The sequence below is a fragment of the Secundilactobacillus silagincola genome, assembly GCF_002583405.1.
Classification (GTDB): Bacteria; Bacillota; Bacilli; order Lactobacillales; family Lactobacillaceae; genus Secundilactobacillus; species Secundilactobacillus silagincola.
The window spans coordinates 147,887-163,821 of sequence record NZ_BCMJ01000005.1 but is presented as its reverse complement, the minus strand read 5'-3'; the positions used below and the strand labels follow the sequence as shown (position 1 = coordinate 163,821).

Annotated in this window: 15 protein-coding genes; 11 read left to right on the top strand and 4 right to left on the bottom strand. The window is 42.1% G+C overall.

What is annotated here, in order from left to right; all coding sequences use genetic code 11:
- Positions 1-67: 67 nt before the first annotated feature.
- From CES82_RS07745 to CES82_RS07735, 3 genes are all read left to right on the top strand, one after another.
- Complete coding sequence (locus tag CES82_RS07745; RefSeq protein WP_098825103.1) at positions 68-1,090, top strand: DUF1002 domain-containing protein; 1,023 nt, start codon at positions 68-70, stop codon at positions 1,088-1,090.
- Between the two features lie 285 nt (positions 1,091-1,375).
- Positions 1,376-2,395 (top strand): C40 family peptidase, encoded by a 1,020-nt coding sequence (locus CES82_RS07740; protein WP_098825102.1) that lies wholly within the window; start codon positions 1,376-1,378, stop codon positions 2,393-2,395.
- Positions 2,396-2,592: 197 nt separating this feature from the next.
- Positions 2,593-2,802 carry a hypothetical protein gene (locus CES82_RS07735; RefSeq protein WP_098825100.1) on the top strand — a complete coding sequence of 70 codons (210 nt, stop codon included), beginning with the start codon at positions 2,593-2,595 and terminating at the stop codon, positions 2,800-2,802.
- Positions 2,803-3,008: 206 nt separating this feature from the next.
- Here the strand turns inward: CES82_RS07735 and CES82_RS07730 are convergent, their stop codons facing one another.
- The 3 genes from CES82_RS07730 to CES82_RS07720 all read right to left on the bottom strand — a co-directional run bounded on the left by CES82_RS07730 (position 3,009) and on the right by CES82_RS07720 (position 6,086).
- Positions 3,009-3,977 (bottom strand): diacylglycerol/lipid kinase family protein, encoded by a 969-nt coding sequence (locus tag CES82_RS07730; protein ID WP_098825098.1) that lies wholly within the window; start codon positions 3,975-3,977, stop codon positions 3,009-3,011.
- 217 nt (positions 3,978-4,194) lie between these two features.
- Entirely contained in the window at positions 4,195-5,871 is a 1,677-nt protein-coding gene (gene rnjA / locus CES82_RS07725) for a ribonuclease J1 (protein ID WP_098825096.1), read from the bottom strand.
- A complete protein-coding gene (locus CES82_RS07720; protein ID WP_089088541.1) occupies positions 5,868-6,086 on the bottom strand; it encodes a DNA-directed RNA polymerase subunit epsilon in 219 nt (72 codons plus the stop codon). Before CES82_RS07720 ends, rnjA begins: the two co-directional genes overlap by 4 nt.
- Positions 6,087-6,339: 253 nt before the next feature.
- Between CES82_RS07720 and CES82_RS07715 the strand changes: the two genes are divergently transcribed.
- Positions 6,340-6,861 carry a hypothetical protein gene (locus tag CES82_RS07715; protein ID WP_098825095.1) on the top strand — a complete coding sequence of 174 codons (522 nt, stop codon included), beginning with the start codon at positions 6,340-6,342 and terminating at the stop codon, positions 6,859-6,861.
- 94 nt (positions 6,862-6,955) lie between these two features.
- Here the strand turns inward: CES82_RS07715 and def are convergent, their stop codons facing one another.
- Entirely contained in the window at positions 6,956-7,513 is a 558-nt protein-coding gene (gene def / locus CES82_RS07710; protein WP_098825093.1) for a peptide deformylase, read from the bottom strand.
- 296 nt (positions 7,514-7,809) lie between these two features.
- Between def and pdhA the strand changes: the two genes are divergently transcribed.
- The 7 genes from pdhA to typA all read left to right on the top strand — a co-directional run bounded on the left by pdhA (position 7,810) and on the right by typA (position 15,810).
- Complete coding sequence (pdhA, locus tag CES82_RS07705; protein WP_098825091.1) at positions 7,810-8,925, top strand: pyruvate dehydrogenase (acetyl-transferring) E1 component subunit alpha; 1,116 nt, start codon at positions 7,810-7,812, stop codon at positions 8,923-8,925.
- A 2-nt stretch (positions 8,926-8,927) separates the two neighbouring features.
- Positions 8,928-9,905, top strand: a complete 978-nt coding sequence (locus CES82_RS07700; protein ID WP_098825089.1) for an alpha-ketoacid dehydrogenase subunit beta — start codon at positions 8,928-8,930, stop codon at positions 9,903-9,905.
- Positions 9,906-9,940: 35 nt separating this feature from the next.
- On the top strand, positions 9,941-11,248 hold the full coding sequence (locus CES82_RS07695) for a 2-oxo acid dehydrogenase subunit E2 (protein ID WP_098825087.1): 1,308 nt from the start codon (positions 9,941-9,943) through the stop codon (positions 11,246-11,248).
- Positions 11,249-11,255: 7 nt separating this feature from the next.
- Complete coding sequence (gene lpdA, locus CES82_RS07690) at positions 11,256-12,680, top strand: dihydrolipoyl dehydrogenase (RefSeq protein ID WP_098825085.1); 1,425 nt, start codon at positions 11,256-11,258, stop codon at positions 12,678-12,680.
- 95 nt (positions 12,681-12,775) lie between these two features.
- Complete coding sequence (locus CES82_RS07685) at positions 12,776-13,063, top strand: UPF0223 family protein (protein WP_439959053.1); 288 nt, start codon at positions 12,776-12,778, stop codon at positions 13,061-13,063.
- Positions 13,064-13,067: 4 nt separating this feature from the next.
- Positions 13,068-13,853: an inositol monophosphatase family protein gene (locus CES82_RS07680; RefSeq protein WP_098825083.1), complete on the top strand. Its 786-nt coding sequence runs from the start codon at positions 13,068-13,070 to the stop codon at positions 13,851-13,853.
- A gap of 121 nt (positions 13,854-13,974) precedes the next feature.
- Positions 13,975-15,810 carry a translational GTPase TypA gene (gene typA / locus CES82_RS07675; RefSeq protein WP_098825081.1) on the top strand — a complete coding sequence of 612 codons (1,836 nt, stop codon included), beginning with the start codon at positions 13,975-13,977 and terminating at the stop codon, positions 15,808-15,810.
- Positions 15,811-15,935 lie beyond the last annotated feature (125 nt).

The following is a 15,935-nucleotide window of genomic DNA, read 5'->3' as shown; positions in this document are numbered from 1 at the left end:
TAGGTGTTTAGCCCTTTTATTTGTCGTGATACACTTAACTTAACCTATATGAAATGAGGATTTCATTATGAAAAAAGCAGTTCGTATCAGTTTAATTAGCGGTGCGCTGTTACTATTATTGGGTGCAAGTATGCCAGTGAGTGCGTTGGCAGATACTGCTAACGACGCGACGTCAAGTTCAGAATCAACTAATGCGTCATCTGGACAGGCGGTTCAAACGAAGGCATTATCAAAACCATATGTTGTTTATGGTTCGGGATTGGCCTCTGAGGATAAGGACGCTGTTTCAAAAGCGTTAGACGTTCAGTCTAATTATCAAAGTCTCACGGTCACCGGTTCGGATTATGGCACGTACATTAATTCTGCAGGTACCAGTGATGCCAGTATGATCAGTTCAGTATCGCTGGCTCCAGCTGATCCCGGTACTGGCGTTAAGGTGAATATTGCGGATTACAATGGTCAGAACAATATTACACAAGTAACTTCACAGCAGTATGCGATGGTGGCTACTATGGCCGGTGTTAAAGATGTCATTATCACGGTGACTGCTGATAAAACAGTTTCCGGAGAATCAGCTTTAACTGGTGTTTATAAAGCTTTGGCAGCGGACGGCTTGACATTGAACCAACAAAACACGCAGGCTGCTAACGGCATTATGGATGCAACGCAGCCAGCAATCAATCAAAATAAGGATGATAAAAAGTATCCGGGCAAGTTAATGGCTGCAGTGGGTAGCGTATCCTCTGATCTGGCCAAACAGCGACAAAAAGATAATCAGTACGCTACTCAAGACCAGATTAAGCAGATGCTCGATGATGCATTAGCAAAGCAAGGCATTCAGTCTCAAACCTCAACTACCGTGATCAATAACATTGTCATCGCGTTGGGTAACGTTCAAAAAGCACCCGTTTCAGGGACTTCGAGTTACGTTGACAATGCAAAACAAGTTGCAAATAACATTAGTAATTCGGTAGGTAACAAGATGGCGCAGTTAAAGGATTTTGCCAGCAATGCAGATACCAGTGGCATGATGGGAACTTTAAGTAGAATTTGGCAGTCAATTGTTGATTTCTTTAGTAATTTATTCTAAATTCAGTGCGTTTATTAAGCAAAAAGTAATCGAATAATCATAAAAATACTAACTAGTTGCTAACATTCATGAAAATAGCAACTAGTTTTTTTGTATGTTACAAAGCCTTATAAACAGCGTTAAATCAGTTATCATTGGACATAAGTTACGCTTTCATAATTGCTTATCGCAAGAAAATCTTAAACTTTTTTGCTGATTATTTAGAAAGTGTGTTAATATGAACATGTAATTTCTGTAAAGCGCATTCACAAGGACAAGAAAGTTAATTAGGAGGAGTGATCTGATTTGGGAAAACAACACACGACAACCAAAGTCATCACTGCTGGTGTTATTGGAGTTGCGGGTTTTATGTTTGCCGGGCCACTTCAAGCCAGCGCTAAAACTGTTACAGTTAAATCTGGGGACACAGTTTGGAAGCTAGCTAACAGGTACGGTGTGTCAGTTAGTTCAATTGAGAAAACCAACCATTTAAACAAAGATATGATTTTTGCAGGTCAAAAAATTGTTTTAGGTTCTTCATCAGCATCAGCTAAAACAACTCATACATCTGCTAAACAGACAACAGTTAAGACACCGAAGTCAAATACACAAGTTACTACGAAAGCAAATGCTGCTACTTCACCAGTCAAGACAACAGCCACAGCCTCTACATACAAAGTTAAGTCGGGGGATACGCTGAATAAAATCAGTGCAAAATATGGGATAACTGTTAATCGGCTACGGTCTTTAAATCATTTGAACGGTGACACGATTTATACTGGTCAAAGATTAAAGGTTAAGGGGACTGCAGCCAAAGCAAAGACGAGCGCTACCACCACGGTTAAAAGTGTGGCAAGTTCTACTAACACTAAGGCAGCAACTGCAACAACCACTAAGAAGCAATCAATCAACACAACACCTAAGGCTAAGAAGACGGTTAAAGCTGATGCTGCTGGTGCGCCAGTGACGTCTGTAACCAGTTATGCGGTTAAATTAGCTTCGGAAAAGATTCCGTATGTCTGGGGTGGTTCTTCCCTTAAAGGAATGGACTGTTCAGGGTTTACAAGTTACGTTTATGCCCATACAGTTGGAGTTTCTTTGCCACACAATACGGTGGCACAAGAAGCTCACGTTTCTACCCACTCTGTTAGTCATGCAGTTCCTGGTGATCTCTTATTTTGGGGGTCTAAGGGTGCGACTTACCACGTGGCAATTTATATCGGTAATAATCAGTTTGTTGCCGCGCCAGAACCTGGTGAAAATGTTCAGATTCAATCAATCAGTTCATATTTCAAGCCAAGTTTCGCTGGTACAGTGAACGGTTAGAGAAAATAAGTATGATATTTAAGGACGCGAAGTTTGATTTTCAAACGTCGCGTTTTTTATTTTTTACAGAAGTTGCTTTCGCAATCTTTTGAAGTTTTGTTGTAAAATGTGGTTCACAAAGTTGAAGTTTGGTGTTATAGTCTTTCTTGTTTAAAAATTACTTAAAATTATTTTGCAATTAAGAAGGCGTGTAACTGATGAGTAATCGTACGGAGATCCTCACTGAATATCAGAAAGTAAACGAACAACTAACTGAATTAAAGGCGACTGAAGCTCGACAGGTTGAACCGTGTCATCACGAGACGATTACCATCGAGCCTAAATATGGTCGGCAGATGCAAGAACTTTCAGCAAAGTGTGACTATTTGAATATGATTTTAGAAGCAATGGCTGCTTCCGAAGATTAGTTGCGTATTTTTCAGAAAATAGGTCGGAGCAAGAGAGCCAAATGAAACGTTCAGGTAATATTGAGATGAGTTTCTGTCATTTTCTGGATTAGAAGGTAACTAAAAGCTAATAAAATCTTTTAAAATAGGCGCTATTCCGGTTTTGTCGGAATAGCGCCTATTTGTGTCGTTAGCAGATGATGGCATGTTTTTTAGTGTGAAAAAAATTAAATAGTAGGATCGATCCAAAAAGGGTACTGTTTAGTTTCGAAGTAGGTATCCCAATAGCGACCACCCATTTCTTCACCGTCGATTTGACCATACTCAATAGAAGGAACGATTAAATGAATTTTGTTTTCATGATAGTGGTGAACCGATTTTAACTTTAAATGTTTACCCATTGATATCATTAATAGTATAAAAAGAAGTTTAAAAATGTTCGCTTTTTCAATGACAACCAAATCGAGATTAGGGTCACTAACAGAAGCTGATGGTGCAATCTTTACGCCACCACCAAAGTAAGGGTGATTAGTGACAGTTACTAAATAAGCGTGTGAGTAAATATCTCTGTGCTGGCCAACGTGTACGGTCAGAGGAAAAGCTTCTTGGTTATAGAACACGCCGATAATTGCGGCTAGATAACTTAGACCACCTAGATGTAATCGGTTGAGGATACTCTTGGATGGCGCACCGTTAGCGGACGTGACCACAGCAGCGTCAAAACCAACGCCAACGTTATTAGTAAATATACCATGGGTCTGTTTATTGGTATCAAAGAAGGAGCCTACTGTGAGCCAATTTTCAGCGGTACAGTTTAAAATCTGATTGAGCGCTTTATGCCAGTTAGTGGCCATCTTAATACCTCGAGCGAAGTCGTTACCAGACCCCACTGGTAAGTAAGCTACCGGAATAGGGCGTTCTAGGTGAGCTTCAGCTAACCCGGAGATAGCTTGATGAAGCGTGCCATCGCCACCAATTGCTAAAACGACGTAGCGATGCTGTGTTGTAGGCTCATCATCAGCGTGAGCTTTAGCAAATTGATTGGCTAAAAGCTGAGCATGTCCAGCATAAGTGGAGCGGCCAACTTTATAGTCTACCTGCCGTTCATCTAGAGTGGCTTTGATTTCTGGCCATAGATTTTTGACGCTGCCACCACCGGCAAACTCATTTAAAATGATGTAGTAACTGATTGACACCTAACTCATCCTCCAATAGCATTCGAAAATCATACTTTCTTATTATAGCCGACTTTGTTAGTCAGGGCTAGAATGAAGTATTTAGAAAGTGTTCAGATTTAGTTAGAATGTGATGAGAAAGATTATGGAGATGTCAGAGGGTTTGAAGTTTGAAAGCTTCACATTTAGTGAGCCACAAAAAAAGCCATTTGCAACCGCAAATGGCTTTTCTAATACCTTAATCCATAATTAACATCGGTAAAATCATTGGATGACGCTCAGTTTTTTCATAAAGGAAATTCTGTAGATCATCAATGATGGCGTTTCGAATGGAAGCCTCGTTAGCCTTCTTTGAACGCATTGCTCGGCGAATGGTAGAAAAGACGAGGCGACGACCTTCATTTAATAACTCACCAGACTCACGCATATAAACGAAACCACGTGAGAGAAGATCTGGACCCGCCTGAATGATTTTATCATTCAGATTGATCGTTGCGACGACCACGACTAAGCCTTCTTCAGAGAGCAGCTGACGATCACGTAACACAACGTTGCCAATATCGCCAATGCCGCTACCATCGATGTAAACATCACCAGCAGTGAAGTGACCGGCAATTCGTGCTGAATCTTTGGTGAGTGCGAGAACGTCACCGTTTTCCATAATAAAACTATGGTCAAGCGGTACGCCACATTGCTCAGCTAATTCGGTATGAATCTTGAGCATTCGGTATTCACCATGAATCGGCATGAAGTACTTAGGCTTCATTAACCGAAGCATGAGTTTCTGTTCTTCTTGACCACCGTGACCAGAAGTATGGATGTTATTGACCTTACCATGAATAACGTTAGCCCCGGCTTCTTCAAGTTCGTTAATAACGTGGTTAACACTAACAGTGTTGCCAGGAATTGGGTTACTTGAAAAGACCACGGTATCACCAGGCTGAATTGAAATCTGACGGTGGGTACCGTTGGCAATCCTTGAAAGGGCAGCCATTGGTTCACCTTGTGACCCGGTACAAAGGATCATGACCTTATTAGCTGGTAAAGAACGTAACTCATTTGCGTCAATAAGTGCTTCATCTGGAATATTCAGATATCCCAGTTCGCGACCATTGACGATGGCTGCCTCCATGCTTCGACCAAAGACCGCAATTTTCCGACCATGGGACAGTGCGGTTTCACAGGCAGTTTCCATCCGAGAAATATTTGAAGCGAAAGTTGCAAATATAATGCGACCATCGACTTGATCAAAAATCCGGCGAATTGATTTACCGACCCATTTTTCAGACTTCGTCCAAATTGGTCGTTCAGCATTGGTAGAATCCGACATCAGGCAAAGTACACCTTCTGCACCGAGGCGCGCCATCTTTTGTAAATCAGGCGGCTGGTTGGTAACGGGAGTCAGATCGAACTTATAGTCCCCAGTCTGAACAATCACGCCAGAAGGGGTATGCACTGCAACTCCTAAAGTATCCGGAATAGAGTGGGTCGTTCGGAAAAATTCCACACTTGTTTTTCGGAACTTCAGTACGGTATCTTCATTGATTTCGTGAAGTTCGGCTGAACGGAGCAAACCGTGTTCATCCAACTTGTTTTTGATTAGTGCAAGCGCAAGTGGTCCAGCGTAGACTGGCACGTTTAAATCCTTTAACAGATAGGGAACACCACCGATATGATCTTCATGACCATGGGTGATGACCAGTGCTTTGATCTTTTGCTGGTTGGCGATGAGATAATGATAGTCTGGAATCACGTAATCGATTCCGAGTAGTTCATCCTCTGGGAATTTAATTCCGGCATCAATTAAAATAATCTCATCCTGGAATTGAATACCATATGTATTCTTCCCGATTTCGCCTAAACCACCAACGCCAAAAATCGCTGTTTCATTGTTTTTGACGTTTAATTTTTTCATTTATTAAACTCCGTCAACTTGTAGTCCGGGTTTTCCTGTTCATATTCAAGGAACTTACCCTCAAGTGGTTCGATGAATTCGATGTTGTGCTTGGTGTTTTCAGCAACTAAAGCGCGCGCTTCAACTTCCGTGGCAGCATCGATATAAAGTGATTTCGTATCCTCACGTTTGGGGTTACGAATCTGGTCTTCTTGATAGTAAACTTTAAAAATCATAGTGAAATTGTCTACTTCCTTTCTATAGTTACAGTGAATTACTGCATTGATCGCTAACCGATCTTTTATTTGTACCGAACGTCTCGTTGTTAATGAACAACAGTTGCTAATATATTATCATATATGAATAAAATTGTATAGTTTTCCAACCGGGCAGAATCTCGCAATGCGGCGAGCTTTCATTCAAGTTTCTGCAGAATGATAAAGTTGAAATATAAATTGTGTTAGTATAATTTAAAAAGGAGTGGTCGCCATGGGTCGAACAGTTACGATTTTAATTGCTGTGATTATTGCAATCTGTCTCTACCTACTTATCCATCACATAATTGTAAGCCGCAACACTAAAAAAGCGCAAAGTGCAGCGCTGGAACAGACTAATGTAGCCGTTAAAGGAGCTCTCCAACGTTTAGCAGATGAACATTTTATTTCAAGTCCCGCAACTGTTTTGGACGCTAGTATCATTCCTGATGGTTGGGGCAGGGGTGTGATGGCGTTTGAATATTTGCTCTTGATTGACCAGATTACGGATGATCAGTTACCAATTTTAAGGCAACGGTTAAACCATATCTTAGCTGAATTTTGCCAGGATCATCAAATTGTTTCGGTGGTTGAGCCAGGCGAGTCAGCGTTTTTGGTAACGGATATTTGGCGGCATACAAAACGTATTCATCTTGGTGTGGCATACCTCGTTAATGAAGCTACGATTGAGTACATTCAAGATTTACACCGGTTGGACCCTAAAACGAAGCCTAACGTCACCAACCAGAATAATTAAAACAAACAAAAACAGCTTACTGTTTAGCCGAATGGCTGAGCTGTAAGCTGTTTTCAGTATGACTTAATTTTAAGAAATACTAACCATCGAAAGTTTATTCAAACATAATGGTATCATCGCTAACTTCGTAAGGATTGTCTTTATTGATATGATCGTAAAACAAGATCCCGTGAAGATGGTCAATTTCATGCTGACAAACGATTGCTGGATAATTCTTAAGACGAACTTTGTGGGTTTCGCCCTTAGTGTCTTGGTAGCGTAAGGTGATCCGGTCATGACGTGGTACGAAGCCGGGCACTTCTTTATCTACTGACAAACATCCTTCGCCCTCAGTTAACGCACCGCTTTGAACGGAATGACTAATAATAACTGGGTTAATAATGACGTCAGTAAATGGAGACTTAGCGCCTTCTTCAGCTGGTACAAGAACTGCAGCCATCATTTTTGAAACGCCGACTTGCGGTGCGGCTAAACCAACACCGGCACGCAAACCATATTTCTTACATAGTTCTGGATCTTGACTGACTTTTAAGTATTCCATCATATCATCAGCCAACTTTTGATCCTCCTCAGATAGGGGAAAACTGACTTTGGCAGCTTCTTTTCTGAGGACAGGGTCACCGTCTCTGGTGATGTCTTTCATTAAAATCACGAAAATTACCTCCGAAATTGAAAAAACAAGTGCTCTAACGATCAATTCTAGCATAATAAGTTACAAAAATGAAATTAAAAAAATGTGAAAGAAAATACAAACATTTTTTCAGAAAAAAGGATTCCTATGTTCACAGGCAACTGGGCAATTTTTGCGTTTTAAAAGTAATGAAAGGGCTTGCATGAATTGTGAAAGCGTGGTAATTTAAGAGTGTAGTTGAGAAAAGCAAACGGTTTCAAAACTATGAAAGTGGTTTTGAAACTGGTTGCATACAAACGGAAAGGAAAGTGTTAGTTATGGCGAAGAAAACTGGGCAAGTAATTGATTTCGCATCAATTAAAGCCACGATGAGCGATCCGTATAAGAAAACGTTCCAAATTGTGGACAAAGATGCGAAGATCGTGAATCAAGAACTTTTCGATACTTTTTCAGATGATCAGTTAGTTGATTTTATGAAAAAGATGGTTTGGGAGCGTACATTGCATGAACAAACAATGAACTTCTCTCGTCAAGGTCGTTTAGGCTTCTATGCCCCGACTTATGGTGAGGAAGCAAGTGAAATGGGGTCAATTGCAGCATTTAAAGACCAAGATTTCCTGTTCCCTGCCTACCGTGACTTGCCACAATTAATTCAACACGGTGCTTCCGTAGCCCAAGGCTTCTTATGGTCAAAGGGTAACGCCGTTGGTGATGATTATGGTGACCAACGTAACTGGTTCCCACAAATTATCATTGGTGCGCAATACGTTGAAGCTGCCGGCGCCGCATTAGGTATTAAGAAGAACGGTGAAAAAGATGCCGTATCATTCGTATATACCGGTGATGGTGGTACTTCGCAAGGTGACTTCTACGAAGGTGTTAACTTTGCATCTTCATTCCAAGCTCCTGCTGTATTCATGGTTCAAAACAATGGCTGGGCAATTTCAGTTCCACGTTACAAGCAAACTGCTGCTGAAACCTTAGCTCAAAAAGCCGTTGCATCTGGTGTTCCATCTATTCAAGTTGATGGGATGGATGTTTTGGCTACTTACATTGCTACTAAAGAAGCACGTGACTTTGCCGCTGCTGGTAATGGTCCAGTATTGGTTGAAACCTTAACTTATCGTTATGGTGCTCACTCAAGTGCTGGTGATGATCCTAGTCGTTACCGGACAAAAGAAGAAGAAAAACCTTGGTTCGACGCTGATCCTTTGATCCGTATGCGTAAAGTATTGGGTGACAAGGGATTATGGTCACAAGACCAAGAAGACAAACTTGTTGAGGAATATAAAGACAGCTTCAAAGCATCAATGAAGGAAGCTGAAAATACACCTACACAATCAGTTGTTGATATGTTGAAGACGACGTTCGAAGAACCAACTCCACAAATCAAAGCTGATATTGCAAGATTCGAAGCAAAGGAGTCGAAGTAACCATGGCTAAATTAACTTATATCAAAGCGATTACAGATGGTTTAGACGTTGTTTTAGGCGAAGATCCGAAAACGTTGATCTTCGGTGAAGACGTTGGTAAAAATGGTGGTGTGTTCCGTACTACCCAAGGTCTGCAAGACAAGTATGGTGAAGACCGGGTCTTCGATACACCATTAGCTGAATCAGGAATTTTAGGATTATCAATTGGGTTAGCTGCTACTGGCTGGCGTCCAATTCCAGAAATTCAATTTATGGGCTTCACTTTTGAAGCCGTTGACTCATTAGGTGGTCAAATGTCACGTGAACGTTTCCGCTTTAGTGGCAAGCGTTCAATGCCAATCACCGTTCGGACACCATTTGGTGGTGGTACTCATACCGCTGAAATGCATGCCGACAACCTTGAAAACTACTATGTTGGTACCCCAGGTCTGCGGGTTGTAACACCTGCTAACCCATATGATGCCAAAGGTATGATTATTTCAGCCGTTGAAAACAACGACCCAGTTCTTTTCATGGAAAACCTGAAGTTATATCGTTCAATGAAGGATGAAATTCCAGAAGGCAAGTACACAGTTCCTCTAGATACTGCAAAAGTAGTTCGTGAAGGTACTGATATTACTATCGTTGCTTACAGTGCTGAAGTTAATGAGTCATTAAAAGTTGCTGACAAGTTGGCCAAGGAAAACATTTCTGCTGAAGTGATCGACCTTCGTTCATTGTCACCAATTGATACTGACACAATCTTCAAGTCAGTTGAAAAGACTCACAAAGTAGTTGTTGTGCAAGAAGCTCAAAAGATGGCCGGTGTCGGTGCTCAGGTTACTGCTGAGATTGCTGAACATGCCATTATGAACTTGGATGCACCAATTGGCCGTGTTGCTGCTCCTGATAGCGTTTACCCTTGGGCTCAAGTTGAAAATGACTGGATTCCAAACGCTGACGACATCGAAGAAAAAGCACGCGAAATTTTGAACTACTAAATATAACTACTTTGTAATAGAAAGGAAGTTTTTCCATGGCTTATGCATTCAAACTCCCAGAGCTTGGTGAAGGTATGGCCGAAGGTGAAGTTGCAACATGGGATGTTAAAGAAGGGGACACCGTTAAAGAAGACGACGTTTTAGTCGAAATTCAAAACGATAAGTCTGTTTCTGAACTGCCATCACCTGTGGCTGGTACTATTAAACAAATTGTTAAGCAGGAGGGTGAAACTGCTGAAATCGGTGACACTTTGGTTGTGATCGATGATGGTTCACCTGATACTCCTGACGATGACTCATCTGATGCTTCATCAGACGAAGCACCTAAAGAAGAAGCTGCTCCAGAACCAGCTCCAGCAGCCGCACCTGCTGCCGCTGCTGCTCCTGCAGCACCAACCGGTGTTCCTGCACAATCTGATCCTAACAAGTTAGTATTAGCAATGCCATCAGTGCGTCAATACGCACGTGATAAGGGTGTTGATATTACTGCCGTTACCCCAACTGGTAACCACGGTCAGATTCTGAAGGCTGATGTTGATAACTTCAATGGCGCTGCTGCTCCAGCTGCTGCCGCCGCACCTGCTGCTGCCGCTGCTCCAGCTGCAGCTCCAATCAAGCCTTACAAGGAAGCACAACCTGATCTTGAAACCCGTGAACCAATGTCAATGACTCGTAAAGTTATTGCTAAGGCAATGCGGACTTCAAAGGATATTTCACCTCATGTTACTTCATTCCAGGACGTTGAAGTTTCAGCTTTGATGGCTAACCGGAAGAAGTACAAGGCATTAGCTGCTGATCAGGACATTCATTTGACTTTCTTACCATACATGGTTAAGGCTTTAGTTGCTGTTTTGAAGAAGTTCCCAGAATTCGATGCTTCAATTGACAGCACTACAAATGAAATTGTTTACAAGCACTATTACAACATCGGAATTGCAACTGATACCGATCATGGTCTGTACGTTCCAAACATTAAGAACGCGGATTCTAAAGGTATGTTTGAAATTGCTAAGGAAATTTCTGATAACACCCAGGCTGCTAAGGATAACAAGCTGAGTGCTGACCAGATGTCTGGCGGTTCAATTACCATTAGTAACGTTGGTTCAATTGGCGGTGGCTTCTTTACCCCTGTTATCAATCAACCAGAAGTTGCAATCTTGGGTGTTGGTAAGATTGCTAAAGAACCATATGTCAACGATGATGGAGAAATCGCTGTTGGTAACATGTTGAAGTTATCATTGAGCTATGATCACCGTCTGATTGATGGTGCCTTAGCACAACGTGCCTTGAACATGATGAACGATTTGCTTCATGAACCAGAATTGTTATTAATGGAAGGATGATCCTTATATGTCAGATGCTGAAAAACGTGACACTGTCATCATTGGTGGGGGTCCTGGCGGCTACGTCGCTGCCATTCGTGCTGCTGAACTCGGCCAAAGTGTGACGGTTATTGAAAAGAACAAAATCGGTGGTGTATGTTTGAACGTTGGTTGTGTGCCTTCAAAGGCCTTAATTAACGCAGGTCACCGTTTTCAAGAAGCTTCGGATGCTTCAACCTTTGGGATTACTACCCAAGCGCCTTCGATTGACTTTAGCAAGACGCAAGAGTGGAAGCAAAAGAAGGTTGTTGATCGGATGACCGGTGGTGTCACTATGTTGCTGAAGAAGCACAAGGTTGACGTCATCGAAGGTGAAGCCGTACTTGATTCAAACACCAAGTTGCGGGTTGTATCAACCGGTCCAAAGCAGTTCATGAGTGCTGATGATGGGTTAACCATCGAATTCAAGAACTTAATCATCGCAACCGGTAGCCGTCCAGTTGAAATTCCTGGATTCAAGTTTGAAGGTCGGGTCGTTGACTCTACTGGTGGCTTGAACTTACCAGAAATTCCTAAAGAATTCGTTGTCATTGGTGGTGGCTACGTTGGAACTGAATTAGCTGGTGCATATGCTAACTTGGGTTCTCACGTCACTATCGTTGAAGGTACTGATTCCATTCTGCCTAACTTCGATAAGGACATGGTTAAAGTTGTCCTTAAGCAAATGAAGAAGAAGGGTATCGATGTGATTACCGGTGCCATGGCAAAGAAAGCAGAACAAGATGACAAGAGTGTTACTGTTACCTATGCTGTAGATGGCAAAGAATCAACTGTTAAGGCTGATTACTGCATGGTTACTGTTGGTCGTAAGGCTAATACCGATGACATTGGTCTGGAAATGACCGATGTTAAGGTTGGCGATCATGGCTTGGTTGAAGTTGATCAACAAGGTCGTACTTCAGTTCCAAACATCTACGCTATTGGTGATATTGTTCCGGGTCCAGCATTGGCTCACAAAGCCTTCTTTGAAGCTAAAACTGCTGCCGGAGCTATCTCTGGTAAGAACACTGCTAATGACTGGGTTGGCGTTCCGGCTGTCTGCTTTGCAGACCCTGAACTTGCCACTGTCGGTTTGACGCAGAGTGAAGCCAAGGATAAGGGAATCGAAGTCAGCACGGCTAAGTTCCCATTCGCAGGTAATGCACGTGCCGTTTCACTTGACCAACCAGACGGCTTCGTTCGTTTGGTAACCACTAAGGATGACAATCATAATCTTCTTGGTGCCCAAGTCGTTGGACCAGGTGCCTCAGATTTGATTGCTGAATTAAGTTTGGCAGTTAACAGCGGCATGAACGCTGAAGACATTGCTTTAACCATTCACCCACATCCAACGTTGAGTGAACCAATTCAAGAAGCTGCTGATGTTGCGATTGGTTTCCCAACCCACATCTAAACTTGAATTTAACGAAAGGATCAGGCTATGTGCCTGGTCCTTTTTTGCTGTATAATAAATCTGTAGAAATAATAAAGAATAGACGGGGTGCCATTTTGAAGAACTTTAGTTATCCCTTGGCGTCAGATTGGACAACTGACGAGATTATTACAGTAACTGCTTTTTATCGGCAGGTTGAAGATGCTTACGAACTTTCACAAGGCGTTTTGATTGATTCGCTATTGTCCGCGTACTCAGCTTTTAAAACTGTCGTACCATCCAAGTCACAGGAAAAACAGCTTGGTAAGCAGTTCGAACAGCTTACCGGGTATAGTTGGTATCGCACGTTAAAAACAGCCCGTGAGACCACCAAAAAGTCGGTTAAAATGACGATAGGGGGTTAAGCTCATGAATGAAACAGAACTTCACCGAATTGATCGGACGGTTAAACAATGGCTGCGAACTTCTCGGGAATTTATTTTAAGCAAAATGCAGCAAAACCTAAGTGTTTCGGAAAAATCCAGTCGCAAAGATTTAGTAACCAACGTTGATAAGGAAAACGAAAAATTAATCATTAATAAAATCCGGACTTTTTCGCCTGACAGTCAGATTCTGGGTGAAGAGGGTTTTGGTGATCAAATCCGGCAGACCAAGGGCTGGGTTTGGGTAGTTGATCCAATTGATGGCACCATGAACTTCGTTAAGCAACGTGATCATTTTGCCATTATGATTGCACTTTATATCGATGGACAGGGTGTTTTAGGCTATATCTACGATGTAATCGGTAATCAGCTGTTTTCGGGCGGACCCGATATCGGTGTTTTTCAAAACGATGAACCGTTAGCTGCACCAGAAAATGTCAGTTTACGTGACGGCCTCGTTTGTCTGAGTGGTCCCATGGTAATGCACAACTACCGTAATTTTCAGAAAGTTGCAGAAGCTAGTTCCGGGTTAAGAATCTATGGTTCAGCAGGAATTGAAATGATTCATCTGCTAAAAGGTGAAACGGTTGCATACGTTTCATATCTAAAGCCGTGGGATTTCGGTGCTGGTAAAATTCTGACAGAAACTCTTGGACTTGCGGTGACAACAGTTGACGGGAAGCCTCTAGATATGCTATCATCAGACTTCGTAATGGTAGCAACAGTAAAAGCACAACAAGACATTCTGCCAATCATCGGTTCAAACGTCTGACTGTGACGCTGGTCACAGTTTTTTTATGGCGTTAAGTCAAGGTGTAGAGTGTGGAGAATGCGCTACAGTTTGACCGTTAAATAATGAAGATTCACGCGTTTATGAAAGGAAGAACAAGATTTTGAAAACCAGAGATGACATTCGTAACATCGCAATTATTGCCCACGTTGACCACGGTAAGACAACCTTGGTTAATGAATTATTAAAACAATCAGATACCTTAGATGAACATACGGAGATTGCTGACCGTGCGTTGGACTCTAACGATATTGAAAGAGAACGTGGGATTACGATCCTTTCGAAAAACACTGCCGTCCGTTATGGGGACAAGCAGATCAACATTTTGGATACCCCAGGACATGCCGACTTCGGTGGTGAAGTTGAACGGATCATGCGAATGGTTGACGGTGTTTTACTTGTCGTTGATGCCTTTGAAGGTACAATGCCACAAACCCGTTTTGTTTTGAAGAAAGCCTTGGAACAACATTTGACACCAATTGTTGTCATTAACAAGGTTGACCGTCCAGGCGCCCGTCCTTCAGAAGTTGTTGATGAAGTTTTGGACCTATTCATTGAATTAGGTGCTGACGAAGACCAACTTGATTTCCCAGTTGTTTATGCTTCAGCAATGAACGGAACTTCAAGCTTCGATCCAGATATCGCAACTCAAGAACACACTATGAAGCCAATCTTTGATACGATTGTTAAGCACATCCCAACGCCTATCGATAACTCAGACGAACCACTTCAATTCCAAGTTGCCTTACTTGATTACAACGATTTCGTTGGCCGTGTTGGTATTGGCCGGATTTTCCGTGGCAAGATCAAAGTCGGCGATAACGTTTCCGTTATGAAGTTAGACGGTAGCACTAAGAACTTCCGTGTCACTAAGCTGTTTGGTTTCTTCGGTTTGAAGCGTCTTGAAATCAACGAAGCCAAGGCCGGTGATTTGATTGCCGTTTCAGGGATGGAAGATATTAACGTTGGTGAAACTGTTACTGCTTCTGATACTCAAGAAGCTTTACCAATCTTACGGATTGACGAACCTACTTTACAAATGACTTTCCGGACTAACAATTCACCATTTGCTGGCCAAGACGGTAAGTTTGTCACAAGTCGTCAATTGGAACAACGTTTGAAGACTGAGCTTGAAACTGATGTTTCGCTTCGTGTTGATGATACCGACGAACCAGGTGCCTGGGTTGTTTCAGGCCGTGGTGAATTGCATTTATCAATCTTAATCGAAACCCTTCGTCGTGAAGGCTTTGAACTTCAAGTATCACGTCCAGAAGTTATCTATCGCGACGTTGATGGCGTTAAGTCAGAACCATTTGAAGAAGTTCAAATTGATACCCCTGACGAATACACTGGTAGCGTGATCGACTCTCTTTCACAACGTAAGGGTGAGATGCAGAACATGGAAAGTACTGACAACGGCCAAACCCGTTTGACTTTCTTAGCACCTTCACGTGGTTTGATCGGTTACTCAACTGAATTCATGTCAATGACTCGTGGTTATGGTATCTTGAACCATACTTTTGAGAAGTATGCACCAGTTATCAAGAACTGGAACCCTGGCCGTAAGAAGGGTACTTTGGTTTCCATGAACTCTGGTAAAGCAACCACTTATGCCATGATGGGTATTGAATCTCGTGGTACGTTATTGATTGATCCAGGTACTGATGTTTATGAAGGTATGATCGTTGGTGAAAACAGCCGTGAAAACGATATTACTGTTAACATCACAAAGGGTAAGAACTTGACCAACGTCCGTGCCGCCGGTTCCGATGACATGGCTCGTATCAAGACACCTACTCATTTGTCACTTGAAGAATCACTTGAATTCTTGAACAACGATGAATACTGTGAAGTTACCCCTAACTACGTCCGTCTCCGGAAGCAAATTCTGAACACTAACGAACGTGAAAAGGCTGCTAAGCGGGCTCGTCATAACTAAATTTAAATATTATTGGTGAATTTATACCAATTTAAAGATCCCCTTGTGGATGGCAAATGAAAAAATTATTTTCATTTTGCTGTCTGCGAGGGGATTTTTTGTTGCGTTTTAGTTTATTTTCCTGA